The sequence below is a fragment of the Mycolicibacter heraklionensis genome, from assembly GCF_019645815.1.
In the GTDB taxonomy this organism is placed as follows: domain Bacteria; phylum Actinomycetota; class Actinomycetes; order Mycobacteriales; family Mycobacteriaceae; genus Mycobacterium; species Mycobacterium heraklionense.
The window spans coordinates 2390677-2415361 of record NZ_CP080997.1; the positions used below are offsets into that span (position 1 = coordinate 2390677).

General features: G+C 68.0%; 26 protein-coding genes. 14 read left to right on the forward strand and 12 right to left on the reverse strand.

The window, feature by feature from the left end:
• The first annotated feature begins 14 nt into the window (after positions 1-14).
• Both K3U94_RS11165 and K3U94_RS11170 read left to right on the forward strand, forming a co-directional pair.
• Positions 15-2411, forward strand: coding sequence for a CoA transferase (locus K3U94_RS11165; protein ID WP_220696763.1), 2397 nt, complete (start codon positions 15-17; stop codon positions 2409-2411).
• A gap of 5 nt (positions 2412-2416) precedes the next feature.
• Positions 2417-3892, forward strand: coding sequence for an acetyl-CoA acetyltransferase (locus K3U94_RS11170; RefSeq protein ID WP_220696509.1), 1476 nt, complete (start codon positions 2417-2419; stop codon positions 3890-3892).
• 10 nt (positions 3893-3902) lie between these two features.
• On the opposite strand, the gene K3U94_RS11175 is transcribed toward K3U94_RS11170, so the two are convergent.
• From K3U94_RS11175 to K3U94_RS11185, 3 genes are all read right to left on the reverse strand, one after another.
• Complete coding sequence (locus K3U94_RS11175) at positions 3903-5135, reverse strand: NAD(P)/FAD-dependent oxidoreductase (RefSeq protein ID WP_220696510.1); 1233 nt, start codon at positions 5133-5135, stop codon at positions 3903-3905.
• A 17-nt stretch (positions 5136-5152) separates the two neighbouring features.
• Positions 5153-5788, reverse strand: coding sequence for an HhH-GDP family DNA glycosylase (locus K3U94_RS11180; protein ID WP_047317780.1), 636 nt, complete (start codon positions 5786-5788; stop codon positions 5153-5155).
• Positions 5789-5851: 63 nt separating this feature from the next.
• Positions 5852-7090 (reverse strand): alpha-hydroxy acid oxidase, encoded by a 1239-nt coding sequence (locus tag K3U94_RS11185; protein ID WP_220696511.1) that lies wholly within the window; start codon positions 7088-7090, stop codon positions 5852-5854.
• 48 nt (positions 7091-7138) lie between these two features.
• Here K3U94_RS11185 and K3U94_RS11190 point away from each other — a divergent pair, with 48 nt between their 5' ends.
• Positions 7139-7609 (forward strand): DUF1810 domain-containing protein, encoded by a 471-nt coding sequence (locus tag K3U94_RS11190; protein WP_220696512.1) that lies wholly within the window; start codon positions 7139-7141, stop codon positions 7607-7609.
• 3 nt (positions 7610-7612) lie between these two features.
• Here the strand turns inward: K3U94_RS11190 and K3U94_RS11195 are convergent, their stop codons facing one another.
• From K3U94_RS11195 to K3U94_RS11205, 3 genes are all read right to left on the reverse strand, one after another.
• The gene (locus K3U94_RS11195; protein ID WP_220696513.1) at positions 7613-8095 is read right to left on the reverse strand and encodes a deaminase; all 483 of its coding nucleotides are present in this window, start codon (positions 8093-8095) and stop codon (positions 7613-7615) included.
• Positions 8096-8158: 63 nt separating this feature from the next.
• Positions 8159-8695, reverse strand: a complete 537-nt coding sequence (gene ahpD / locus K3U94_RS11200) for an alkylhydroperoxidase, AhpD family (RefSeq protein WP_047317784.1) — start codon at positions 8693-8695, stop codon at positions 8159-8161.
• Between the two features lie 10 nt (positions 8696-8705).
• Positions 8706-9293, reverse strand: coding sequence for a peroxiredoxin (locus K3U94_RS11205; RefSeq protein WP_085265416.1), 588 nt, complete (start codon positions 9291-9293; stop codon positions 8706-8708).
• Positions 9294-9409: 116 nt separating this feature from the next.
• Here K3U94_RS11205 and K3U94_RS11210 point away from each other — a divergent pair, with 116 nt between their 5' ends.
• Both K3U94_RS11210 and K3U94_RS11215 read left to right on the forward strand, forming a co-directional pair.
• Positions 9410-10342 carry a hydrogen peroxide-inducible genes activator gene (locus K3U94_RS11210; protein ID WP_047317786.1) on the forward strand — a complete coding sequence of 311 codons (933 nt, stop codon included), beginning with the start codon at positions 9410-9412 and terminating at the stop codon, positions 10340-10342.
• Positions 10343-10388: 46 nt separating this feature from the next.
• Positions 10389-11156 (forward strand): enoyl-CoA hydratase/isomerase family protein, encoded by a 768-nt coding sequence (locus K3U94_RS11215; protein ID WP_220696514.1) that lies wholly within the window; start codon positions 10389-10391, stop codon positions 11154-11156.
• On the opposite strand, the gene K3U94_RS11220 is transcribed toward K3U94_RS11215, so the two are convergent.
• The gene (locus tag K3U94_RS11220; protein WP_047317788.1) at positions 11148-11384 is read right to left on the reverse strand and encodes a (2Fe-2S)-binding protein; all 237 of its coding nucleotides are present in this window, start codon (positions 11382-11384) and stop codon (positions 11148-11150) included. The two genes, K3U94_RS11215 and K3U94_RS11220, sit on opposite strands and share 9 nt — an antisense overlap.
• Positions 11385-11394: 10 nt before the next feature.
• Positions 11395-12042 (reverse strand): hypothetical protein, encoded by a 648-nt coding sequence (locus K3U94_RS11225; protein WP_047317789.1) that lies wholly within the window; start codon positions 12040-12042, stop codon positions 11395-11397.
• Positions 12043-12314: 272 nt separating this feature from the next.
• Between K3U94_RS11225 and bfr the strand changes: the two genes are divergently transcribed.
• Genes bfr through K3U94_RS11240 form a run of 3 tightly spaced genes read left to right on the forward strand, consistent with a single transcriptional unit; the run spans position 12315 to position 15377 of the window.
• Positions 12315-12794, forward strand: a complete 480-nt coding sequence (gene bfr, locus K3U94_RS11230) for a bacterioferritin (protein WP_047317790.1) — start codon at positions 12315-12317, stop codon at positions 12792-12794.
• A 16-nt stretch (positions 12795-12810) separates the two neighbouring features.
• On the forward strand, positions 12811-14856 hold the full coding sequence (locus tag K3U94_RS11235; RefSeq protein ID WP_220696515.1) for an MDR family MFS transporter: 2046 nt from the start codon (positions 12811-12813) through the stop codon (positions 14854-14856).
• A gap of 26 nt (positions 14857-14882) precedes the next feature.
• Positions 14883-15377: a carboxymuconolactone decarboxylase family protein gene (locus K3U94_RS11240; RefSeq protein WP_047317792.1), complete on the forward strand. Its 495-nt coding sequence runs from the start codon at positions 14883-14885 to the stop codon at positions 15375-15377.
• A gap of 7 nt (positions 15378-15384) precedes the next feature.
• Here K3U94_RS11240 and K3U94_RS11245 read toward each other — a convergent pair whose 3' ends face one another.
• On the reverse strand, positions 15385-15834 hold the full coding sequence (locus tag K3U94_RS11245) for a limonene-1,2-epoxide hydrolase family protein (RefSeq protein ID WP_220696516.1): 450 nt from the start codon (positions 15832-15834) through the stop codon (positions 15385-15387).
• Between the two features lie 305 nt (positions 15835-16139).
• Here K3U94_RS11245 and K3U94_RS11250 point away from each other — a divergent pair, with 305 nt between their 5' ends.
• The gene (locus K3U94_RS11250; protein WP_230987601.1) at positions 16140-17903 is read left to right on the forward strand and encodes a CocE/NonD family hydrolase; all 1764 of its coding nucleotides are present in this window, start codon (positions 16140-16142) and stop codon (positions 17901-17903) included.
• Between the two features lie 4 nt (positions 17904-17907).
• On the opposite strand, the gene K3U94_RS11255 is transcribed toward K3U94_RS11250, so the two are convergent.
• Together K3U94_RS11255 and K3U94_RS11260 are read right to left on the reverse strand one after the other, a co-directional pair.
• Entirely contained in the window at positions 17908-18375 is a 468-nt protein-coding gene (locus K3U94_RS11255) for an SRPBCC family protein (RefSeq protein WP_220696518.1), read from the reverse strand.
• A 108-nt stretch (positions 18376-18483) separates the two neighbouring features.
• Complete coding sequence (locus tag K3U94_RS11260; protein ID WP_220696519.1) at positions 18484-19461, reverse strand: esterase family protein; 978 nt, start codon at positions 19459-19461, stop codon at positions 18484-18486.
• A gap of 346 nt (positions 19462-19807) precedes the next feature.
• On the opposite strand from K3U94_RS11260, the gene K3U94_RS11265 reads away from it, so the two are divergent.
• Complete coding sequence (locus K3U94_RS11265) at positions 19808-20911, forward strand: DUF7159 family protein (protein ID WP_220696520.1); 1104 nt, start codon at positions 19808-19810, stop codon at positions 20909-20911.
• Position 20912: 1 nt separating this feature from the next.
• Here the strand turns inward: K3U94_RS11265 and K3U94_RS11270 are convergent, their stop codons facing one another.
• Positions 20913-21488, reverse strand: a complete 576-nt coding sequence (locus K3U94_RS11270) for a YceI family protein (RefSeq protein WP_220696521.1) — start codon at positions 21486-21488, stop codon at positions 20913-20915.
• Between the two features lie 125 nt (positions 21489-21613).
• Between K3U94_RS11270 and K3U94_RS11275 the strand changes: the two genes are divergently transcribed.
• The 4 genes from K3U94_RS11275 to K3U94_RS11290 all read left to right on the forward strand — a co-directional run bounded on the left by K3U94_RS11275 (position 21614) and on the right by K3U94_RS11290 (position 24682).
• Positions 21614-22036, forward strand: a complete 423-nt coding sequence (locus K3U94_RS11275; protein WP_047317798.1) for a hypothetical protein — start codon at positions 21614-21616, stop codon at positions 22034-22036.
• A gap of 93 nt (positions 22037-22129) precedes the next feature.
• The gene (gnd, locus tag K3U94_RS11280) at positions 22130-23149 is read left to right on the forward strand and encodes a phosphogluconate dehydrogenase (NAD(+)-dependent, decarboxylating) (RefSeq protein ID WP_220696764.1); all 1020 of its coding nucleotides are present in this window, start codon (positions 22130-22132) and stop codon (positions 23147-23149) included.
• 88 nt (positions 23150-23237) lie between these two features.
• Entirely contained in the window at positions 23238-24197 is a 960-nt protein-coding gene (locus K3U94_RS11285) for a DUF4129 domain-containing protein (RefSeq protein WP_230987547.1), read from the forward strand.
• Positions 24194-24682: a hypothetical protein gene (locus K3U94_RS11290; RefSeq protein WP_047317800.1), complete on the forward strand. Its 489-nt coding sequence runs from the start codon at positions 24194-24196 to the stop codon at positions 24680-24682. Before K3U94_RS11285 ends, K3U94_RS11290 begins: the two co-directional genes overlap by 4 nt.
• Positions 24683-24685: the final 3 nt, after the last annotated feature.

Sequence of the window (24685 nt, forward strand, 5' to 3'; positions counted from 1 at the left end):
GAACGCGGCAACCGATTCATTACCCTGACTGCGTGCTGCTGAAATCGGTTCGTGTGCTCGATTTGGCCGACGGCGACGCCGACGCGGTCACCCGGTTGCTCGCCGACCTGGGAGCCGACGTGCTCAAGGTGGAACCCCCCGGGGGCAGCCCGGCGCGCGGCGCGGCCCCGCTGCTGGGTGGTGTGAGCATCTCGTTCGCGCTGCACAACGCGAACAAGCGCAGCGTCACCCTGGACCCCACCGACGAGCGGGACCGTCGCCGCTTCGATGAGTTGGCGGGCACCGCCGACATTGTGGTGGACAGCGGCCTGCCGGGACGCGCCGCCGACTTCGGGACCTCCTGTGGTGAGCTGGCCGACCGGTTCGCTCACCTGGTGACGATGTCGGTCACCGACTTCGGGGCCAGCGGACCGCGCTCGCAGTGGCGGGCCACCGACGCGGTGCTCTACGCACTCTCCGGCGCGCTGTCCCGGTCGGGCCCCACCACCGGGACCCCGGTTCTGCCGCCGGACGGGATCGCCTCGGCGACCGCGGCGGTTCAGGCCGCCTGGGCGGTGCTGGTCGCCTATTACAACCGGTTGCGCTGCGGAAGCGGGGATTACATCGACTTCTCCCGGTTCGACGCGGTGGTCACTGTGCTCGACCCGATATTCGGCGCGCACGGCCAGGTCGCGGCGGCCCAACGCGCGTCGACCCGGTGGCGCGGGCGGCCCCGCAACCAGGACGCCTACCCGATCTACGCGTGCCGCGACGGCTACGTCCGGCTCTGCGTGATGTCCCCGCGCCAGTGGCGCGCACTGTGGAGCTGGCTGGGGGAGCCGGCCGAATACGCCGACCCCAAGTTCGGTGTGATCGGCGAGCGGTTCGCCGTCTGGCCGCAGATCAGTGCCCTGATACGCGAACTGTTCGCCGACCAGGACATGGCGGATCTGGTCACCGCCGGGCAATCCCGCGGGGTGCCCATCGCCGCGGTCGGCGATCCGGCGCAGGTGCTGGCCGCGGAACACTTCGTGGCCGCGGAGGCCGCCACCCGCACCGACCTGGCCCCGGGGCTGCCCGCGGTGATCCCGACCGGCTACTACGTGGTCGATGACCATCGAGCCGGCTTTCGGACTCCGGCTCCGGCTCCCGGCGAGGCGGACACCGGATGGCTGGCCGAGCCGTTGACCGAGCAGCCGTTGCGCGGCGCGGTCGGCGACCGCCCCTTCGAGGGCCTGCGGATCGTCGACCTGGGCGTCATCGTCGCCGGCGGGGAGGCCAGCCGGCTGTTCGGCGATCTGGGCGCCGAGATCATCAAGGTGGAGAGTGCGGCCTACCCGGACGGGCTGCGGCAGGCCCGCCCCGGGTCGGCGATGAGCGAGTCGTTCGCCTGGACGCACCGCAACAACTCCGGATTCGGCCTGGATCTCCGCAGCCCGGCCGGCAAGGACATTTTCGCTCGCCTGGTCGGCGCGGCGGACGCGGTGTTCGCCAACTTCAAGCCGGGAACGCTTGCCGCCCTGGGATTTTCCTACGATGTGCTACGGAAGATCAACCCGCGGGTCGTCCTCGCCGAGAGCAGCGCCTTCGGTGAGAGGGGACCGTGGAGCGACCGGATGGGGTATGGCCCGCTGGTACGCGCCACTACCGGGGTCACCGCGCTGTGGACGGCCCCTGAGGATCCAGGAGACACCGAGCGCCATCCGTTCTACGACGCGACCACGGTCTTCCCCGACCATGTGGTTGCGCGGGTCGCCGCGATCGGGGCGCTGGCCGCGCTGATCGGGGGCCGGCGAACCGCTGCCGGCAGTCACGTTCACGTTTCGCAGGCCGAGACTGCCGTCAACCAACTCGACACCAGCTATGTCGCCCGAGCCGCGGGCTCTTCTGTCCAGCCGGACACCGCGGTGGATCTGGTCTGCCCGTGCGGCGGCGATGATGAGTGGTGCGTGATCTCGATCCGCACCGACGCCGATATGCGCGCTGTCGCTGCAGCTTTCGGCGATGACGGGCTGGCAGCCGAGCCACGTTTCAGCGCCGGCGCGGACCGCGTCGCCCACCGTGCGGAGCTGGCCGCAGAGCTGGGCCGCCACACCGCGGTCCGTACCCACTTCGAGGTGGGTGAACTGCTGCAGGGCAGCGGTGTGCCCGCCGCGCCGATGTGCCGGCCACCCGACGTCGCCGACGACCCCCAGCTGGCGCACCGTGCGGTGTTCGCGGCCATGACCCACCCGCTGATCGAGCACCCGCTGCCGGCCGAAACCGGCCCCGCCCCGTTCCGCAACATCCCGGTGGCGCCGCAGCGACCCGCGCCGCTGCCCGGCCAGGACACCCGGGAGATCTGCCGCTCGGTGCTCGGACTCGATGACGGTGAGACCGACCGGTTGATCGCCGACGGCGTGCTGTTCGCCGAAACCCGCGGATTAGTCTGACGTCCATGCCTGTCGACCCCCGGACACCGGTACTGATCGGCTATGGCCAGGTCAACCACCGCGACGACACCGACGTGATAGAACCCGTCGATCTGATGGTGGTCGCGGCACGCAATGCCGCCCACGACCGGGTGCTGCGCGCCGTCGACTCGATTCGGGTGGTGAACCTGCTCTCGGCGCGCTACCGCGATCCGGGCGCGCTGCTCGGACAGCGGATCGGTGCGCAGCGCTTCGCCACCCGGTACAGCCCGGTGGGCGGCAACGTGCCGCAGTCCCTGGTGAATCAAGCCTGCCTGGATATCCGCGACGGCCGGGCCGGTGTGGTGCTGGTGGCCGGCGGCGAGACGTGGCGCACCCGGACCAGGCTGCGGCGTGCCGGCGGCAAACTGGTCTGGACGCAGCAGGACGACACGGTCCCGATGGCCGAGTGCGAGGGCGAAGATGTGCCGATGGTCGGCCCGGCCGAAGAGCGCATCGGATTGGACCGGCCCGCCTACGTCTACCCATTGTTCGAGCAGGCGTTGCGCATCGCCGCGGGGGAGAAGGTCGAAGACCATCGCCGGCGCATCGGTGAACTGTGGTCTCGGTTCAATGCGGTCGCCGTCGACAACCCGCACGCGTGGATCCGGCAACCCGTCGGCGCCGAGGAGATCTGGCAGCCGGGCCCGAAGAACCGGATGATCAGCTGGCCCTACACCAAGTTGATGAACTCCAACAACATGGTGGACCAGGCGGCCGCGCTGGTGCTGACCTCGGTTCAGACCGCCACCGAGCTGCGGATCCCAACCGAGAACTGGGTGTTCCCCCAGGCCGGTGCCGACGCCCATGACACCTACGCCATTGCCAACCGCGCCGAACTGCACCGATCGCCGGCGATCCGGATCGCGGGGGCCCGGGCCTTGGAGCTGGCCGGCGCCGGCATCAGCGAGATCGATTACGTCGACCTGTACTCGTGCTTCCCCTCTGCGGTGCAGGTTGCGGCCTCCGAACTCGGACTTCCCATCGATGACCCGGGCCGGCCGCTGACCGTGACCGGCGGGCTCACCTTCGCCGGTGGCCCGTGGAACAACTACGTGATGCATTCGATCGCCACCCTGGCCGAACTTCTGGTGGCCAATCCCGGGCGGCGCGGCCTGATCACCGCCAACGGCGGCTACCTGACCAAGCACAGTTTCGGCGTGTACGGAACCCAGCCGCCGCCGGACGGATTCCGTTGGGAGGACGTGCAACCCGAGGTGGATGCGCAGGCCACCCGGCTTTCGGTGGTGCAGTGGCAGGGAACCGGTGAGGTGGAGTCCTGGACCACACCGTTCGATCGCGACGGGCGCCCCCTGCAGGCATTCTTGGCGGTCCGCACGCCCGACGGGTCGCGGACCCTGGCGGTGATACGGGACCCGGCGGCCGCCGAATCGACGGTGCGCGAAGACATTGCGGGTGTCGCGGTCGACGTGCACGAAGACGGCACTGCGACGCTGCGTTAGATCTCGGCGCCTAACCCGACAGTTCGCCCAGCGATACCCGGGCATCGGCCAGCCGGTCCGGATTGACCGGGGTGCGTGCGCTGATCAGGGCCTTGATGTCGTCGAGGCCCTCCCAGATATTGACGTTCATCCCGGCGAGCACTCGATTGTCGTCATCGAGCCAGAAGCTGGTGTATTCGCGGCCGGCGGGTTCACCACGAAACACGACGCGAGCGTAGTGCGGCGCGTAGCCGACATACTCCATGCCGAGGTCATACTGGTCGGTGAAAAAGTAAGGCAAATCAGTGTATTCGGCTGCTTCCCCGAGCATGCCCGACGCCGCGACCGCCGGCTGCTTGAGGGCGTTGGCCCAGTGTTCGGTGCGGATCCGGGTACCGAACAGCCGATGCTGTGCGGCTGCGATGTCGCCGACGGCGTAGATGTCGGGGTCGCTGCTGCGCAGGCCGGCGTCTACGAGCACGCCGCCGTCATCGGTGGCAAGGCCGGCGTCGCGCGCCAATTCGATGTTGGGTTGGGCGCCGACCGCGACGAGCACCGCGTCCGCGCGGACCTGCGAGCCGTCGCCCAACCGCAGACCGGCGGCGGCACCGCCGGCAGTGGTGACCTCGGCGACCGTCGACCCGGTGCGCAGGTCCACCCCGTGCTTGCGGTGCAGGTCGGCGAAGACCGCGGCGTTCTCCGCGCCGAGGCCGGCCAGCAGCGGCAGTGCGGCGCTTTCGACCACGGTGACCTCGAGGTTGCGCTGGCGTGCGGCGGCGGCCACCTCCATACCGATCCAGCCCCCACCCACCACCGCCAGCGAATCACCGCTGGCCAGCGCCGAATCCAGCGCCGACGCGTCCTCAACCGTCCGCAGATAGTGCACGCCGGAGGCGTCGGCTCCCGGCAGGGGTATCCGACGAGACCGCGAACCCGTCGCCAGCAACAGTTTGTCGTAGCCGAGGCTGGAGCCGTCGGCCAGCGCGATGCTGTGACCGGACGGATCCACGCCGGCGACGCGGGCGCCCAGCCGCAGGTCGATCTCGTGTTCGCGGTACCAGGCCCGGGGTTTCACGGTGAAGTCGTCGAGGGTCTTCTTACCCGCAAGGAATTCCTTGGACAGTGGAGGCCGCTCGTAGGGCAGCTGTTGCTCCTCCCCGACAAGCACGATAGTTCCGTCGAAGTTCTTGTCGAGGAGGGCTTCGGCGGCCTTGGCTCCGGCCAGACCGGCACCGACGATCACGAACGTGGCCGATGTAGACACGTGCTTTCCTCTGCTCGTCATTCGGTCAGACGCTCGCGGACACCGGCGTCGGCGGAGTAGCGCACCAGTGCCGCAGCGAGTTCGGCATTGCGTCCCTGCGACAGTGCACCGAGTTGGTCTGCGTCACTGGGCAACCCGAGGTCGCGCGCGGCATCCAACGCGCGGTCGTCGAACGTGGAACGGGCCCAGGGCCAGACGTCCTGGACTTCGCGGAGAAAGATGCTCGCGCCGACATCACCGATTCCCTTGAATGCCTTCAGTGCCTCGGTGGCCACCGCGATATCGCGTCCGCTGCGTTCGGCCAGCAGGCGGAGGTCACCGCCGTAGTCCTCTTGCACCGCCTCGGCCAATTCGACCAGCATGGTGGCGGAGCTCTCGTCGTAGCGGCGGTAGTGGGCCCGGCCCATGGCATCGATCAGGGTCTGTCGATCCGCTTCGAGAATTTTGTGCGGCGTGCGCAACCCGGTCTTGAACAGCTCGCGGGCCGCGCGGGCGGCGATCGTGGCGTCGATCGGCTTGCTGGCCAGCATGCACAGCATCAGCAGCTGGAACAGTGGCATCGGTTGGTTGCGCAACCGGATACCGGCTTCCTGGGCGTAGGTGGTACCCGCACGCCGCAGTAGGCGGCGTACCAGTTCCTTGTGGGTAGTCACAGCAGCGCGAATACCCGGATTCACCGCAGCGGAAACCCGCCATGGCGTGCCGGCGCGCGGCGGCTACCGGCGCGGCACCAGTCGCTGCAGCTGGGTGACATGCTGCGGGGACAGCTCGGCCAACTCGCTGACCCCGAGCAGCCGCATGGTGCGCCGGATCTGCTCGGCGAGGATGTCGATCGCGCGATGCACGCCGGCTTGCCCGCCGGCCATCAGGCCGTAGAGATAGGCCCGGCCGATCAGAGTGCACCGGGCGCCCAGCGCGACCGCCGCGACGATGTCGGCGCCGGACATGATCCCGGTGTCCAGCAGGATCTCGGTGTCGGATCCGACCTCGCGGACCACGTCGGGCAGCAGCTGAAACGGTACTGGCGCCCGGTCGAGCTGGCGGCCGCCGTGGTTGGACAACACGATGCCGTCGACACCGAGATCGACCACAGCGCGGGCATCGGCGACGGTCTGAATGCCCTTGACGACGAATCGGCCCGGCCATTGCGACTTGACCCAGGCCAAGTCGTCGAAGGTCAGGCTTGGATCGAACATGGTGTCCATGTACTGCGCGACGGTGCCCGACCACCGGTCCAGCGAGGCGAAGGACAGCGGTTCGGTGCTGAGCAGGTCGAACCACCAGGCCGGATGCACGGCGGCATCGGCCACCGTGCGCAGCGTCAGCGCCGGCGGGATGGACATGCCGTTGCGGGAGTCGCGGCGCCGCGCCCCGGCGACCGGACAGTCGACGGTCGCCAGCAATGTGTCATAGCCGGCGTCGGCGGCGCGACGCAGCAGCGCCATCGACCGGTCGCGGTCATGCCACATGTACAGCTGAAACCAGCGGCGGGCGCCGGGGGCGGCCGCCGCGACGTCTTCGATGGAGGCGGTGCCCAGGGTCGACAGCGAGAACGGGATGCCGGCAGCCTCGGCGGCGCGGGCGCCGGCCAGCTCTCCCGCGGTGTGCATCAGCCGGGTGAAGCCGGTCGGGGCGATCGCGAAAGGCAACGCCACCGGCGCGCCGAGCACGTCGCGGCTGGTGTCGACGGATGAGACGTCGCGCAGGATGGCCGGATGAAACTCGATGTCGCGGAAGGCCTGTCGGGCTCTTTCCAACGAGATCTCGTCTTCGGCGGCGCCATCGGTGTAGTCAAAGGCGGCTCGCGGGGTACGTCGTTTGGCGAGCAGCCGCAGATCCTCGACCGTCAGCGCGTTCTCCAGACGCCGCGCGGTGCGGTTCGACCGTGGCCTGCGGAGACGGATCAGTGGAGCAAGATCACGGATTCTGGGAAACCGCCGTTGCATCGCCGACATCGCTGACTCCTTCACCGCCGCTCGTCGAACTGTGCCACGGTTGATGGCATGGCCGGAACCTCCGACCCGTTCGAGCTACAGCGTTTCGTCGACGCACAGGCCGGTGTGTACGACACCGTGGTCGCCGAACTGCGCGCCGGCCGCAAGCGCAGCCACTGGATGTGGTTCGTCTTTCCGCAGCTTGCCGGCTTGGGGGCCAGCGCGATGGCCCAGCGCTACGGCATCGCGTCGCCCGCGGAGGCGCGCGCCTACCTGGCTCACCCCGTGTTGGGGCCGCGATTGCAGGAGTGCGTGGGGCTGATCACCGCGGTGCGCGGCCGGTCCATCGAGGAGATCCTGGGCTGGCCCGACGACATGAAGCTGCGTTCCTCGATGACGTTGTTCGGGCGGGCTTGTGAGAGTGGCGGCCACACCGGCCGGTGCTGCTGCAGCGGCTTTCGTACGGTGCTGGACCGCTATTACGACGGGCAGGAGGATCCGGTGACCCTGGACCGGCTGGCGTGGCTTGCCAGAGAGTGAGCGTCACCGGTCCTGGTAGCGGGCCCGAAACAGCGCCTTCAAGTCCGCTTCGAATTCCGGCGCCGGCCCGTCGACCACCGTGCGCGGAGCGACTGTGGTGATCGGCAGCGGGGCCACCGGGGCCGCCGGCACCTGAAGCTCGCGCAGCCAGTCGGTCAGTTGCGCCGCCGATGACGCGTAAACGATCCGGCCCAATCCGACCCACGCATGGGCCGCCGCACACATGGCGCAATGTTCACCGGAGGTGTAGACGGTGGTCCGGACACGTTGTGCCGGGCTGAGATTGGCCACCGCCCACTGGGTGATGGCGAACTCGGGGTGACGGGTGGCATCGCCGTCGCCGGCGCGGTTGCGGTCCTCGAAGAGCACCGTGTCGTCGGCGTCGACCAACAGTGAACCGAACGGGTCGTCGCCGTGTGCCGCCGCCTCGCTGGCCAACTCGACGCAGCGGGCCAGATGACGACGGTCGGCATCGCTGAGCGTCACAGGCTCAAAGTCTACGGCGCGCGCCGGGCATCACCCGGCGCGCGCCGATAGGGACTGGACCGCCTACGAGGCGGTGGGGTCGGCGCCGGCGGCGAAGACCGCCTGCGCCACCCCCGCCACGATCGAGGCGACCTTGAGGGCCTCCAACACCGCCTCCCGGCTGACGCCCGCCTCCCGCACCACCTGCTCGTGCGAGGCAACGCACGCCTGGCAGCCGTTGATCGCCGAGACCGCGAAACTCCACAGCTCGAAGTTGGCCTTGTCGACCCCCGGGTTGCCGATGATGTTCATCCGCAACCCGGGCCGCAGGTCGTCGTAGCTGCCGTCCAGAAAGTGCCGACCACGGTAGAACACGTTGTTCATGCCCATGATCGACGCGGCGCCCAGGGCGGCCTGGTAGGCCTCCGCCGACAGGTTGTCGGCGGCCTCGGCACCGATCTCGGCCAGCACCGTGGCGTTGCGAGTGGCCGCCGCGCTGGCCAGCAGGCTGCCCCAGAGCTGCTCGTCGTTCAGGACCGTGGTGCGGGCGATCGAACCCAGGTTGAGCTTGAGGTCCTTGGCGTACTCCGGGATCGCTTCTTTGAGATTCTCGATGCTCATGCGACTCCGATCAGACGGATTCTTTGAGCAGCTCACCGACGTTCAGGGTGGCCTCGCCCTTCTTCCAGTTGCAGGCGCACAGCTCGTCGGACTGCAGCGCGTCGAGCACGCGGAGCACCTCGTCGACGTTGCGGCCCACCGAACCGGCGGTCACCGACACGAACTGGATCTCGTTGTTCGGGTCAATGATGAAGGTGGCCCGGTCGGCGACGCCGTCCGCGTTGAGCACGCCGGTCGCCTCGGCCAGCTCACGCTTGAGGTCCGACAGCATCGGGAACGGCAGCGTCTTGAGGTCCTCGTGCTGCTCGCGCCACCGGTAGTGCACGAACTCGTTGTCGGTCGAGGCGCCGAGGATCTGGGCGTCGCGGTCGGCGAACTCGTCGTTCAGCTTGCCGAACGCCGCGATCTCGGTGGGGCAGATGAAGGTGAAGTCCTTGGGCCAGAAGAACACCACGCGCCACTTGCCGGCATAGTCATCGCTGGTGATGGTGGTGAAGTAGTCGTCCGGCCCCTTCGCGTCGACCTTCGACAGGTCGCCCGGGATCAGGGCGGTCAGCTTGTAAGCCGGGAACTGGTCGCCGATGGTCAGCAGTGCCATGTCACTCCTTTGTGTATGAGATTTGCGCATTGGGGGCGCGTTCGACGCCCGCACGCTCCATCGTGCCTTATCGCAATTAAAAATAAAAGGTGATACCACGCACTATAATTATCGGCATGACCGATGCAAGCTATCAGCCGACACTTGCGGGCCTGCGGGCATTCGCCGCCGTGGCCGAGAAGCACCACTTCAGCTTGGCGGCGGCCGGGCTGGGCCTGAGCCAGTCGACACTGTCGCAGGCCTTGTCGTCGTTGGAGGCCGGCTTGGGCGTCCAACTCATCGAGCGCTCCACCCGGCGGGTCTTCCTGACCGCCGAAGGACAGCAGTTGCTCCCGTATGCCCACGCCGTGCTGGACGCGGCCGGGCAGTTCTCGGCGGCCGCCGCCGGAGTGGCCGACCCGCTGCAGGGCGCCATGCGACTCGGCCTGATCCCGACGGTGGCGCCGTATGTGCTGCCCGCCGTGCTGGCCGCACTGTCCGAACAACTGCCCGACCTCAACTTGCGCGTGATAGAGGACCAGACCGAACGGCTGCTCACCGGATTGCGGGAGGGCGCGGTCGACGCGGCCGTGATGGCGTTGCCGGCCGACGTCGCCGGGCTGACCGAAATACCCATTTATGACGAGGATTTCGTGTTGGCGCTGCCGCCCGGCCATGCGCTGGCCGGTAAGCGTCGGGTGCCGCCGACTGCGCTGGCGGACCTGCCGCTGCTGCTGCTCGACGAGGGTCACTGCCTGCGGGACCAGACCCTGGAGATCTGCCGTAACGCGGGCGTGCGGGCCGAGTTGGCCACCACCCGCGCCGCATCGCTGGCCACCGCGGTCCAGTGCGTCAACGGTGGGCTGGGGGTGACGTTGATTCCGCAGACCGCGGTGGCGGTCGAGGCCGAGCGCAACGGCCTGGAATTGGCTTACTTCGCGCCACCCCAGCCCGGCCGGCGGATCGGGCTGGTGTTTCGCGCCTCCAGCGGACGCGATGAGTCCTATCGGCGCTTGGCGGGCATCATCGGCCAGGTCATTGCCGCGGGTCACGAAGTCGAGCTGGTCTGAGCAGCGTCGCGGTCGCGGGTTGGTGGCCGCCGTTTAGGCTGCACGGGTGATCCTGACGATCGAAGACGAGAACCGGGTTCGGACGTGCACCTTGAATCGCCCGGAGGCGCTTAACGCGTTCAACGAGGCGCTCTACGACGCCACCGCCGAGGCATTGCTTGCCGCGGCCGACGACCCCGAGGTCGCGGTGGTGCTGATCACCGGGGCGGGGCGGGCGTTCAGCGCCGGCACCGACCTGGCCGAGATGCAGGCCATGGTGACCGACCCGGACTTCGTGCCCGGTAAGCACGGTTTCCGCGGTCTGATCAGCGCGCTGGGGCGTTTCCCGAAGCCGCTGATCTGCGCGGTCAACGGTCTCGGCCTGGGGATCGGAACGACCATCCTGGGCTTCGCCGACCTGGCGTTCATGTCATCGACCGCCAGGTTGAAGTGTCCGTTCACCAGCCTGGGGGTGGCGCCCGAAGCCGCCTCGTCCTACCTGCTTCCGCAGTTGATGGGACGGCAGAACGCCGCCTGGCTGCTGATGTCCTCGGAGTGGGTCACCGCCGACGAGGCACTGCGGATGGGCTTGGTCTTCGCAGTCTGCGAGCCGGAGGAACTCCTGGGCGAGGCCCGTCGGCATGCGGAAGTTCTTGCATCCCGGCCTATTTCAAGCCTGATGGCGGTCAAGAGCGCGATGGTCGAGCCGACGCGGGCCGAGACGCTGGCTGCGGTCGAGCGGGAGAATGCGTTCTTCGCCGAACTCTTGGGTGGCCAAGCCAACGCCGACGCGCTGGCCGAATTCACCGCGCGGCGAGGCAGCGGATCAGTGTGATCCGACGGCGCTGATGTCCAGCGCGAGGTGCCGCAGCGCACCGTTGTCGGCAGGAGTGGGCGTCGCGGCCAGGGTGGCTTCGATGATGCCGCGAACGGTGCAGCGGCACCGGCCGCAGTCGCCGCCCGCGCCGCACATCGCGGCAACCTCTTTCGACGTCGACGCTCCGGCGGCGACGGCGTCGGACACCATCTGATTGGTGGCTCCGACACACAGGCATACGTACATCGCGATACCCCTACCGACCGTCGCCTGCGGGCGCCATCAGATCGATTGCGGTGGCGAACTTGCCGACGAAGGGCCGGGGATAACCACCGATTCCGATGCCGGACATCCACTCCGCGGCGGCGTCCGGGTGGTCGATCCATCGCTGTGCACTTGCCGCACTGTCGATTTCCAGCAGCGTCATCACCTCATGCCCGTCGTCGACTGCTTGATACACCCACACTTTGCGCACTCCCGCGCCGGCGAACCGGTCCAATGCGGCGTGCACCTCGGCCATCAGGTCCGCGGGGTCGGCAACGGTGGCAACTGCGCCGACGATCACCTCCGAACCGTCCTGCTCATCGCCGGGCTGGGTCAGGTTGATCTTCTCGGTGACCTCGCCGGCGAAGATCGCGGGCAGATCGTTGACCCCGGAGCGGTCGAACCATTCGAATACCGCGGGGGAGCGCAACAACTCCTTGACCGAGACCCGGTGCCGCAGGCCGATCGTGACCAGCACCCGGTCCGGCTCGAACTCCGAGGTGTAGAGCACCGCATGGCGGGCGCCCAGGTTGAGAAGCGGGGAGTGGTCCTGCTGGATCAGCGACCAGGTCCGACCCACGTCGTCGACCCGGTAGTCCAGAGCCAGCACCAGCGAATGCGGATCGTTGCGGTAGGCCATGCCACAGCCCGACGTGCCGACACGGCGCCCGGGCGAAGCAAGCTTCATACTGATGTAGTCTAGCCTAACCTTATTAGTAGAGTCTAACCTAAGTCCTACAGATTGAGCGGGGCGCAGGGGAGCCGGCGTCCCGAATAGTCGTGTCAAAACACGGGTAAACACCGCGCCGTAACCGGTCACCTGCACTAGATTGAAATTCGGCGCGTCACCGCGATGAGCGAACCCGTCCGTCGCGGCCGGCCTGCGAGGTTCTTCCTACAAGAGGAGTCATCATGCAAGGCGACCCCGAGGTTCTCAAACTGCTCAACGACCAGCTCACCAGTGAACTCACCGCGATCAACCAGTATTTTCTGCACGCGAAGATGCAGGACAACTGGGGCTTCACCGAGCTGGCCGGCCACACCCGCGAAGAGTCGATGGAGGAGATGCGCCACGCCGAGACGGTCACCGACCGGATTCTGGTACTCGGCGGCCTGCCCAACTATCAGCGCATCGGCTCCCTGCGCATCGGCCAGACGATCCGCGAACAGTTCGAGAGCGACCTGGCGCTGGAAAACGACGTGCTCAACCGGCTGCGGCCCGGCATCGTCATGTGCCGCGAAAAGCAGGACAGCACCACCGCCAAGATTCTCGAGACCATCCTCGTCGATGAGGAATCCCACATCGACCACTTGGAAACCCAACTGGAGCTGATGGACAAGCTCGGCGAGGCGCTCTACTCGGCGCAGTGTGTCTCGCGCCCGCCGTCGTGATCGACGCAGCCGGAGTATGACCGAATCGACGCCGGTCGCCGACGATGTGCGACCCGCGCCGGTCAGTCCGCACCGCCGTAACCTGATCTTCCTGGCGATCGTGTTCGGCCTGCTGATGGCCGCCCTCGACCAGACCATCGTGGCGACCGCGTTGCCGACGATCGTGTCGGATCTGGGCAACGCAGGGCATCAGTCGTGGGTCGTCACCAGTTACCTTCTGACCTCGACGATCGCGACGATCCTGGCGGGCAAGCTCGGCGATCTGTTCGGCCGCAAGCGGGTGTTCCAAGCCGCCGTGCTGTGCTTCGTGGCCGGGTCGGTGCTGTGCGGGTTGTCCGCCTCAATGGGCATGTTGGTCGGTGCCCGGGCACTGCAGGGCATCGGCGGGGGTGCCGTCACGGTGACCGCAGCCGCACTCATCGGCGAAGTCATTCCGCTGCGCGATCGGGGGCGCTACCAGGGCATGCTGGGCGCCGTTTTCGGGGTCACCACCGTCATCGGCCCGCTGCTGGGTGGCTACGTCACCGACTACCTCACCTGGCGATGGGCGTTCTGGATCAATCTGCCGATTTCGGTGGTCGTGTTGATCGTGGCCGGCGTGGCGATACCGGCCTTGGCGGGCCGTGCCAAGCCCGTCATCGACTACGCCGGGATCGTGCTGATCGGCTTGGGCGCCACCGGGTTGACGCTGGCCACCAGCTGGGGCGGTAGTCGCTACGCCTGGGGATCGCCGGCGATCATCGGACTGTTCGGCGGGTCGGTGCTGGCGCTGGCGCTGTTCGCCCTCGTGGAGAGCCGCGCTGCCGCGCCCATCCTGCCGATCCGGCTGTTCGCCGACCCGGTGTTCGCGGTCTGCTGTGTGCTGGCGTTCGTCGTCGGCTTCGCGATGCTGGGCGCGCTCACCTTCCTGCCCACCTTCATGCAGTACGTCGACGGTGTCTCGGCGATCACCTCGGGGTTGCGCACCCTGCCGATGGTGGTCGGCATGCTGGTGACCTCCACCGGCAGCGGCGCACTGGTGGGACGTACCGGCCGTTACAAGATCTTTCCGGTGTTCGGCACGGCCCTGATGACGATCGCGTTCACGCTGATGTCCCAGATGGACGCCGCCACTCCGGCGTTGCTGCAGTCGGTCTACCTGGTCATCCTGGGTGCTGGCATCGGGCTGTCGATGCAGGTCCTGGTTCTCGTCGTGCAGAACACCTCGAGTTTCGCCGACCTCGGAGTGGCCACGTCCGGGGTCACGTTCTTCCGGACCATCGGCAGCTCGTTCGGCGCCGCCGTGTTCGGGTCGCTGTTCGTGAACTTCCTGGGCCACCGGCTGGGCTCGGCGCTGAGTAGCGCCGGACTGGCCGCCGGCGCGGCCGACTCGCCCGAGGCGGTGCGTCGGCTGTCGCCGCAGCAGGCGGAGCCGATCGTGGCGGCCTATGCCGACTCACTCGGGCAGGTGTTCCTGTGCGCCGCGCCGGTCGCGCTGGTCGGGTTTGTGCTGGCCCTGTTCCTGCGCGAGGTCCCGCTCAAGGAACTGCGCGACAGCGCGGTCGATCTGGGCGACGGGTTCGGCATGCCCACCAACGCGTCGTCGGACGATCTGTTGGAGAACGCAATCGGGCGACTGCTGCACAACGAACCGGGAATGCGGCTGCGCTCCATCGCGCTGCGGCCGGACTGCCAGCTCGACGTCGCCGGGCTGTGGACCGTGTTACGGATCTACCGGTACACGCAGGTGTTTCGGACCGCGCGGCTCAGTGACATCGGCAAGCGCCTGCGGGTGCCCTACGAGATCCTCGAACCCACCGTCGATCGGCTGGTGGCTCAGGGTTACGTGCTGCGCGAAGGCGATCACCTCGGTCTTACCCGGGCCGGTCTGCGTCAGGTCGGGTTCGTGTCCTCGCTGGTACAGGATTGGGTGGTCGACAAACTGGCCCGCTCGCCCGGGTTCGAGGGCCGTCCGGATCGCGCCGAGGTTTCAGCCGCGCTGGAGCGGATCGCCCGCCGGGCCGTCATCGATCCCGACGATGCGGGCGAGTCGGCGGAGTTCAGCGGCACCGCCCACGGCTGACGGCCAAGCCAGCTAGCATCCTGGCTATGAGCCGAATCGGGGACTTTCCCGCAGACGACGTGATGGGCTGGATGGTCAAGTCACCCGAACTTGCGGTCGGGATCGGCGGATTCAGCACCGCGGTCTACAACAACGGCCGGTTGCCGATGCGCACCCGCGAGCTGGCCCGGATGGTGATCGCGTTCGACAACGAGTGCACGGTATGTGTCAACACCCGTGACGCCGACGGCCCAGCGGCCGGGGTCGACGAGGATCTTTACGAGCACGTATCGCAGTGGCGCACCTGGCCGGGCTATAGCCCCCAGGAGCGGCTCGCGGCCGAGTTCGCCCATCGCTTCGCCACCGATCACACCGGCCTGCGGGACGACGAGGACTTCTGGTCGCGGTGCGCCGAGCACTTCAGTGACGAACTGCTCGCCGACCTCGCGCTGTCGTGTGCGCTCTGGCTGGGAATGGGGCGGCTGCTGCGCACCCTCGACATCGGACAGGCCTGTGCGCTGACCCTGCCCAGCAGGGCTTGATCCGGACTCAGATCAGGCCGGTGGCGTCGAACATCCACGACATGTCGGCCTGGGCAAGGTCCTCCAGCCAGGTCGGCGGCGCGTGGGCCGTCAGGCCGGCCATATCCCAGTAGTCTTTCCACAGCGTGATCTTTCCGTCGATCACCTTGTGCACTGTGACGAAGCGCAGCAACGCGCTTTCCCCGGTGGCCCAGTTCCACGTTTCAGAGTGCTCGTAGAGCACGTCGGACCCGTCGGCGACCAGCAGGCCCGCGTGGTTCTCGTATCCGGCCAGCGGCTCCAGACCGATCTTGAGGCGTTTGACGATGTCGTGTGGCCCGCGGGCGGCCGCGGCCGGGCCGACCGGCATGTCGACATAGATGCAGTCTTGCGCCAGAAAGGGTTTCACCGCGTCCCAGTCACGACGCGATAAGGCCTTCCACATCCCGGCGACGATGTGTTTGACGTCAGCCGGCATCCCGATACCGACTTCCGGCGCAGCACATCACATGCCGGAATATACGCCGGCGCTGGACAGGCGTCCGAGCGGCACTGGTGCGCCGTTTAGAGTCTGGTGCGGAGGTGGGCATGGCTGATCGTAGGACGGCGCGCAAAGTCGGATTGGTGCTGGCGGCAGCTGCTGCGGCGGGGGTCGCCGGCGTCGCAATGCGGAAGTCGGGGGCCGCGCGTCCCCGCAAGACCAACCCATCGCCGCTGAGCCCGGAGTGGACAGCCGGACCTGCGCGCTACGGCGTCGGGATACGGCGCAATGTCGCGGTGGAGATGAGCGACGGCGTCGTACTGCGCGCCAATATCCATTACCCCACCGTCCCCGAGACCGGCGCGCCGGCTGAAGGGCCGTTCCCGGTGCTGCTGTCGGTGACCCCGTATGGCAAGTTGGCGCCGCCGCCCGCGGCGCAGTTAGGTGGCGGGCCCTCGCCGCATCTGATTCGGCGGGGCTACATCGAGGTGATGGTCGACGTCCGTGGCACCGGGGCATCCGGCGGCTCGTTCGAGATGTTCGGCGCGGACCAGACGCGCGACGGCGTCGAGCTGGTCACCTGGGCAGCCACATTGCCCAACTCCAATGGCCGAGTCGGCATGTTCGGTATCTCCTACCTGGCCATCAATCAGTTGTTCACCGCGGCCGCGGTGGGCCCGGACTCACCGCTGAAGGCGATCTTCCCGGTGATGGCCGCCAACGACTTCTATCGGGATGCCGCCGCCATGGGCGGGGTGTCGCACCTGCGTACGGTGCGCGCCTACGGCTCGGTGTACGCGTTGCTCAACGTGCTCAACCCGACGCTGGAGTTCTTCACCCCCGGCAGCCATTCGCGGCCCCGTGCCGGCGGGCTGGCCGCGGTGCGCCAGCGCGGCAGAGCCCAACGCGGCTACTTCGGGCCGCTGATCGCCGAGGCGCGCACCGGCGGTGATGCCGCCTACGACGGGCCGTTCTGGGACAGCATGCGGCCCGACTTGGTGCTGCCCGAGATCGCCGCCAACAATGTGGCTGTTTTCCTGACCGGCGGTTGGCACGATGCCTTTCAGCGCGGCGCACCGCTGAACTATGCGGCGTTGCAGAACGCCTACACCGGCCGGCCGCCCAATGCGCCGATGGTGCCCGGGCAACCCCTGACCGACCGAATCAAACTGATGATGGGCCCCTGGTACCACGTTTCGGACTATGGCGGTCTGCACCTGCTGGATCTGCAACTGCGCTGGTTCGATTATTGGCTCAAAGACGATGCGGCTGCGGCTATCTCGGGTGCACCGTTCACCTTCCAGGCGATCGGTGACCGGCGCTGGTACCACACCCGCGAGTACCCGATTCCCGAGGCGACGCCGACCCGGCTCTACCTGTCGCACGCCGGTCGGTTGACTGTCGACGCTCAGGAGGAGCAAAGCCTCGCCGCGTTGCCGTACCGCTCGCACGGTCCGGTATCGGGGCGCAGCCTCGAACAGTGGTCGTTGGGGCTGAACAGCTTTGCTACCACTGTGGCCGGCGGACGTACCCGGCACGACCAGGACAACCGCCGGGTGCAGCGGGGAGCTCTTACCTACACCACCGAGGCGTTCGACTCGCCGACACTGATCGCCGGACCGATCACGCTGCGTGTGCAGGCGACGGCCGACACCGCCGAGACGCTCTGGGTCGCGCACCTCGACGACGTCGCACCCGAGGGAGTCAACCGCCCGCTGACCATGGGAGCGCTGCTCGGCTCGCACCGCGAGTTGGACCCGGACCGTACTTGGTACCTGCCGGATGGCACCGTGCTGCGCCCCCAACACATCAGCACCCGCGCTGCGGTGCGACCGGTGGAGCCGGGGGAGTTGACCGGCTACGACATCGAGATCTTCCCGACAGCGGCGCTGATGGCGCCGGGGCACCGGTTGCGGCTGACGTTGACCACCTACGATTTTCCGCACCTGGTACCGACCGCGGCCACCCGCCAGGCGCTGGCGGGCGGCCTTTACCAGGTGCAGCAGGGCGGCCCCACCCCGTCGTTCCTGCTGCTGCCGCTGGCCGACCCGGACAGCCTGGCCTGAGCTGCTAGGGCTGTTCTGCGACCTCGCGGATTCGCTCCAAGGTGCGCCGCATATCGCGAATGTTGTTGCGCTGCCGTAGAAAACCGCCGAATGCGTAGTAGTACACGGTGGTGAGGAAGGAATTGGCCAGCTGGAACGATTCGGTGACGTCGGTGCCATCCGCAGTGGGGGTGAGCTCGTAGCGCCACCGGTTCACCGCACGGTCACCGGCGAGCACCGCGAAGCCGAACACCCGGTTCGGCTCGCACTCGGTGACTCGGCAGGTGGTCCAGTACACCGGCCCGATCCCGTTGCGTCGCACATGCCCGCGGAATCGTGCGCCCACCGCGGGACCATCGGCACCGTCGAGCCATTCAGCCTCAAAGGTTTCCGGTGAGAACTTCCCGATGTTACGGACGTCGGCCACCAGATCCCAGATCCGCTCGGCCGGGGCCGCCATATGAACTGTCGCCGAACCCTGCATGTTCGCCATCCAATCACGTCGGCGGCGCCACGGTAACCCCATCGGGGACAAAGCACTGGGCCCCATCCGGAATCGGATGGGGCCCAGTGGTAAGACCGCTGCGGTCGGGTCGGGTGCTTAACCCGCGCTGGCGCCCAGGTGGCTCTGCAGGTCCGGCTTCATGGCCTGCAGCTGAGCGCCCCAGTACTCCCAGCTGTGGGTGCCGTAGTCCGGGAAGTTGAACACGGCGTTGTTGCCACCGGCGGCGGTGTAGAGCTCCTGGAACTTCTTGTTCTGGCCGATCATGAAGTTGCCCTCGAGGAACGTCGCGGGGATGTTGTCGCCACCCAGCTCGTTCGGGCGACCGTTACCGCAGTAGACCCACAGCCGGGTGTTGTTGGCCACCAGCTTGCCGACGTTGACCGTCGGGTCGTTGCGCAACCAGGCCGGGTCGTCGTCCGGGCCCCACATGTCTTCCTTCTTGTAGCCGCCCGCGTCGCCCATGGCCAGGCCGATCCAGCTCTTGCCGTCGGAGGGGTTGATGTAACCCGACAGCGAGCCCGCGTAGGTGAACTGGTTGGGGTGGTAGATCGCCAGCGTCATCGCCGACGCGCCGGCCATCGACAGGCCGACCGCGGCGTTGCGGCTCTGGCTCACGCCGTACTCCGAGGCCAGGTAGGCCGGCAGCTCGCTGGTGAGGAAGGTCTCCCACTTGTAGGTCTGGCAGCCGACCTTGCCGCAAGCCGGCTTGTACCAGTCGCTGTAGAAGCTGGACTGGCCACCGACCGGCATGATCACCGAGATGCCCGACTGGTAGTACCACTCGAACGCCGGGGTGTTGATGTCCCAGCCGTTGTAGTCGTCCTGGGCGCGCATGCCGTCGAGCAGGTACAGGCCCGGGGAGCCGGACCCGCCAGGCTGGAACTGCACCTTGATGTCACGGCCCATACCTGCCGAAGGGACCTGCAGGTACTCGACCGGCAGACCCGGCCGGGAGAACGCCGATGCGGTTGCCTCGCTACCTGTCAGGCCGATCAGGCCCGGCAGCGCTGCGGCAGCTACCGCGCCGACCAAAAGTCGGCGTGCCCAGCGCAATCCCTTGGTCACGTCTGTCATTCCTGCCCCTTGTCGTCTTGCTGTGGAACGTTCAATCTCTCGATCGCGACGCCACGCGCGCCACCACTTCGGCATCGGCCCTTACATGCAGCAACGGCCGCAATTTGCAAGTCAAGCGGCCGTCTCGGGATCCGACTCGCATATAGCATACCCGATTTTCGGGCGGGACCCGGTTAGGACAAGCCGCACGACACGCGTAGGCTCCCCTCCGGTAAGCCGACAAGACCACACAGTCCTGAGCTGTCCCCGGTCCGTTCCGGCGCCCCGCCGATCCGTTCACGGGCCCGGTGAAGGCCCTGAGCAGACGCGGTGACATCGCAGGTCAGGACGATTGGGGCGCGCGATTTTGGACACCGTACTGGGGCTGGCGATCACGCCGTCGACAATCGGCTGGGTCATGGCCGACGCGGGCGACTCGGGCTGCCCGACGGTTATCGGTGAAGAGCTGAGTGCCGCCGTCGGTGGCGCGGGACCCGACGTGGTGGCTCTGGCGGCGCAGGCGGCAGCGGTGGCTGCCCGGGCGCGCACCATGTTGGCCTCCCGTGGCGAGCGATTGCACGGCGTGGCAGTGACCTGGAGCGATGAAGCGGCGGTCGGCGCCGCGCTGCTGCTTGAGTCGCTGGCAGACGCCGACTTCGAACACGTGGTTCCGGTGCGCTATAGCCGGGCTGCCGTGTCGCTGGCCGGCGGAATCGGCCCACGACATGCACCGGCCGCGGTATGCGTGGTCGAAGCCGGTGTGGCCACCCTGGTCCTGCCCGGAGCCCCGGATCCGATCGTCACCGCCTGTCCGATCGGCGGCGTCGACGATGTGACCGGCTGGCTGGCTGACGCCTTGGCCTCGGGGGGTCGGCGGCCGGAGCTGCTTATGGTGGCCGGATCGGTGCGGGGTATGGACCGGCTCGGACGCCGTTTGGAGTCCAAGCTGTCGATGCCGGTCTTCGTCCAAGGCGGAGCGTTTCAGGCGTTGGCGCGCGGGGCGGCCCTGACGCTGGCCCCGCACGCCGAATTGACCTCGGCGCCGCTTGAGTCGCCCGCGGCCGGCACGGAGATGGGTAACGCCGGCCGGCGCCGGGTGCGGTCACTGTCGTACGCCGGAGCCCTGCTGATGCTGGCGGGGGGAGCGGTGACATTGGTGTCCTCGGTGGCCGCCGCGTTGAGCTTGCAGCTCGGCCCAAACAGGGCAGTCCCGGATCTGCCTCCGCCGCAGCACGCGACGGTGGCCCGCGTCGCCGTTCCCGCCGCCCCACCGGCGGCCGCCCCGGCCCTGCCACCGTCACCCGCCGCGACGGCACCCCCGGGCGAGACCTCGGAAGAGGCACCCGCGGAATTCGGCTCGCTGTGGGACGCGCCGTTGGCTGACCCGGACCTGCAGGAACCTTCTCCGGATGGCGTCCCGTCGCTGCTGCAACGCGTTCGGGACCACATTTTCGGCCTTCCCGGCCGCTGACTCAGGCCCCGTCGAGCTCGTCGGCCGCGATGGTCCCCGAGAAGGACACCGTCACCTCGTCGGCGACCTGCATGGCTCCCATCAGCATCGAATAGCGCCGCACACCGAAGTCGCTGTGACGTACTCGGGTGTCGCCGTCCACCTGCCAGGAGCCGCCGTCAGCGTCGCCGTCCTTGGCCACCCGAACCGCGATGACGTGCGGCTTGCGCCGGCCGTGGATCTCCAGCTCTCCGGTCAGTCGATAACCGTCATCGGTCTGTTCGACGTCGGTGGACCCGAACCGGATCAGCCGATATTTGTTGCTGTCGAGGCATTTGAGCGCATTGCTGCGGATCAGCGTCTTCTCCGGCGCGCTCAGCGGCGTCATTCCACCCTCACCCCGCAGCACTTGCAGTGAATCCACCTCGACAGCAAGCTCCAGGGCAGTAGGCCGGTCGCCGGACCGCGACACGGTTGCTTCCCAGCGCTCCATCACGATGGTGAGCCGATGGCCCATCTTTGCCGCACGCCCCGCCACCTCAGTGCGGAGCAGCAGCTGGCCGTGCGATGGGTCGAGCCGCGACTGCGTTCTGGTCATCCGCGGGACTTTAGCGGGCCGGGCCCGCGAGGTTTCGACGGATTCGCGATGGCGTGCGGCGACCACCCGTTAGGCTCTGACGCGTCGCCGATGGGTGGCCTGGATCGACAGACTGAGGGCGAAGAATGATTCGTGAACTAGCTGCAGCTGCTTTCATCGTGGGAGCCGCGGGTGCAGTCGCTATCGGCGCCGCACCGGACGCCGATGCCTACCCCGGCGATGTGCCGGGCATGGTCGATGGCCAGCGCCAGGGCGACGCCTGCTTCAGCTGGGAGCGCTTCATCTACGGCCACGGCCCCAACGGCCAAGCGCTGGCATGCCATTTCATCGCCAACCAGTGGCCGCCCAAGGACACCGGGTTCTGGCAGATCTCCTACCCGCTTTACGGGGTACAGGAGATCGGTTCGCCGTGCCCGAACCCACAGTCGGCGGCGCAGTCGCCCGACGGGTTGCCGCTGCTGTGCCTGGGTGCGCGGGGCTGGCAGCCCGGCATCTACACCGGGGGCATCGGCCCCTACTTCCCGCCGGGGATCGCCCAGGTCGGGTAATCGCGCCCGACGCATCCGCAGGTCAGCTTTTGTCCAGGATGGTGCGTTAGCTTCGAGCGGATGACGGCCGGTCACGGTAAGGAGCAGCGCACCATGCGACTGGGGATGATCGGCCTGGGCCGAATGGGCGCCAATCTCGTTCGGCGCATGGTCGACGGCGGTCACGAATGCGTGGTCTACGACCACAACGCCGACGCGGTCGGCGCAGTGCTCACCGAGGCCAACACCACCGGGGTGTCTTCGGTGGCCGAACTCGCGGCGGAGCTGTCCGCTCCGCGGGTGGTCTGGGTGATGGTGCCGGCCGGTGCCATCACGACCGGTGTCATCGAAGAACTGGCCGGCACACTGGCCGCCGGCGACATCGTGATCGACGGTGGAAACTCTTATTACCGTGACGACATCATGCACGCAAAGATGTTGGCCGACAAAGGTATTCATCTACTCGACTGCGGCACCAGTGGCGGAGTGTGGGGCCGCGAACGGGGTTACTGCCTCATGGTCGGCGGGGATCGGGCAGCGTTCGACCATGTCGAGCCGATCTTCGCGACCGTGGCTCCCGGGGTGGACGCGGCACCGCGCACGCCGGGGCGCGAGGGTGCGGTCTCGCAGGCCGAGAACGGATATCTGTACTGCGGTCCGTCGGGGGCCGGGCACTTCGTCAAGATGGTGCACAACGGAATTGAGTACGGGATGATGGCCTCGATCGCCGAGGGTCTGAACATCTTGCACCACGCCAACATCGGCAAGCAGGACCAGCAGGGTGATGCCGAAACCGCGCCACTGAGCAATCCCGAGTTCTATCGGTACGACATCGATATCGAACAGGTCACCGAGGTCTGGCGGCGGGGCAGCGTGATCGGCTCCTGGCTGCTGGATCTGACCGCCAGTGCGTTGCAGAAATCACCGGAGTTGGAGGAATTCGCCGGCCGGGTCTCCGATTCCGGCGAGGGACGATGGACCGTGATCGCCGCGATCGACGAGGGCGTGCCCGCCCCGGTGCTGACCACTGCGCTGTACGCGCGATTCGCCTCGCGCCAGCTGTTCGAGTTCGGTGCGAAGGTGCTTTCGGCCATGCGCAAGCAGTTCGGCGGGCACGACGAGAAGTCCGGCTGAACAGCGCAGCTTCCTTCACGCGATGCTGGCCGCTGTCAGCCCCGGCATGCCAGTATGGGGAATGCCGTGGCGACGGCGGGAAACCCAGATGACTGGTGTTCCGGTGACAGCCGGTAGCGACAGGACGACCGTGCGGGTGATCGCCCTGATCGTCTTGCTGTTCGCGGCCGGCGCCGCAATTCGCGGATACGTTCCCGGCGCCCCGCCCGAGCCGCACCGGACGAGCGACCCAGGCACGGTACAGCCGATCGTTTTGGCGGCGCTGTTAACGGTGTCGGGCGCCATCATCGCGGCCGCCGTCGTGCACCGGGCTCGTCATCACCCCGCGAGAGTCGGCAGCATCGGCCAGTTGTCTCTGACCGCCGGAGCCGGTCGGGGGCCGGCCTGGCGCAGGGTGCTGATAGTCGTGGCGGCGCTGGCGTTGTGGCTGCTGACAATCGTGGTGCTGGCGAAGCTCGGCGGCGGGCACCGTTTCGAGATCCCCGCGGAGGTGCCCGGGCTGGGTGAAGCACCGCCGGGCTCGCCCGACGCAGCGGCCCCGCCGTCGCGGGCGGTTCCCGGCGGACCGGCCGGTGGCGCGTCCGCCTATCTGCTGGCCGTCGCCGCCCTGCTGCTGGCTCTGATCGCCACCGCGGTCGTTGCTGCACGCACCCGGCGCCCCGATCCCAGACCGCCCGTGACCATCGCCATTCCGGCTGAGGCGGAAGTGTCGAGTGCCGGCGAAAACCTTGCGCGGGCAGCGGAACTCGGCCTGGCCCGTGTGGTCGATCGCAGTCGCGAGCCACGGGCGGCGATCATCGCCTGCTACGCGGTGATGGAAAGCCACCTCGGCGCCGTTCCCGACGTCGCCCCCCGCGCCTGCGACACACCCACCGAAGTGCTGGCCCGGGCCGTGGAACACCATGCCCTGCCCGCGGAGAACGCGGCCCAGCTGGTGGCGCTGTTCACCGAGGCGCGCTTCAGCTCCCACCTGATGACCGAGCGACACCGCGCCGACGCGGTCGCTGCGCTGCGGCTGGTACTCGACGAATTGCGGAATCCACGATGAAAATGCTTGCCCTGCAAGGTGTCCTGCTGATGGCCGGCGCTGAGCTGGTAGCGGTGATCACCCACCAACATCAGCTCCTGCTGTGGGCGGCGGCCATCGCGGTCGCGCTGCCGTTAGTCGGCATCCGGCGACTGTTGACCACCGGAGGTTCGGCACCGCCCGCAGCCCCGGTTGCTATCGACGAACCCGGTGAGGCAATACGCCAGTGGCTGACGGGCACCGAAGCCAGAATCCGCTGGGCGGAATCGACCAGAGCCGACTGGGATCGGCGCTGGCGACCGATCCTGGCACGGCGGTTCGAGACCTCCACCGGGCGGGGCAGGACGAAGGACCCTGCGGCGTTCGACGCCACCGGGGCGCTGTTGTTCGGTGACGAGTTGTGGCCGTGGGTCGATCCCGGCAACGTCGCGCCCACCGGAGACCGCGGACCCGGACCCGGACGCGCTGTCCTGGAGGAGATCCTGTGCCGCCTGGAGCAGCGATGAGCA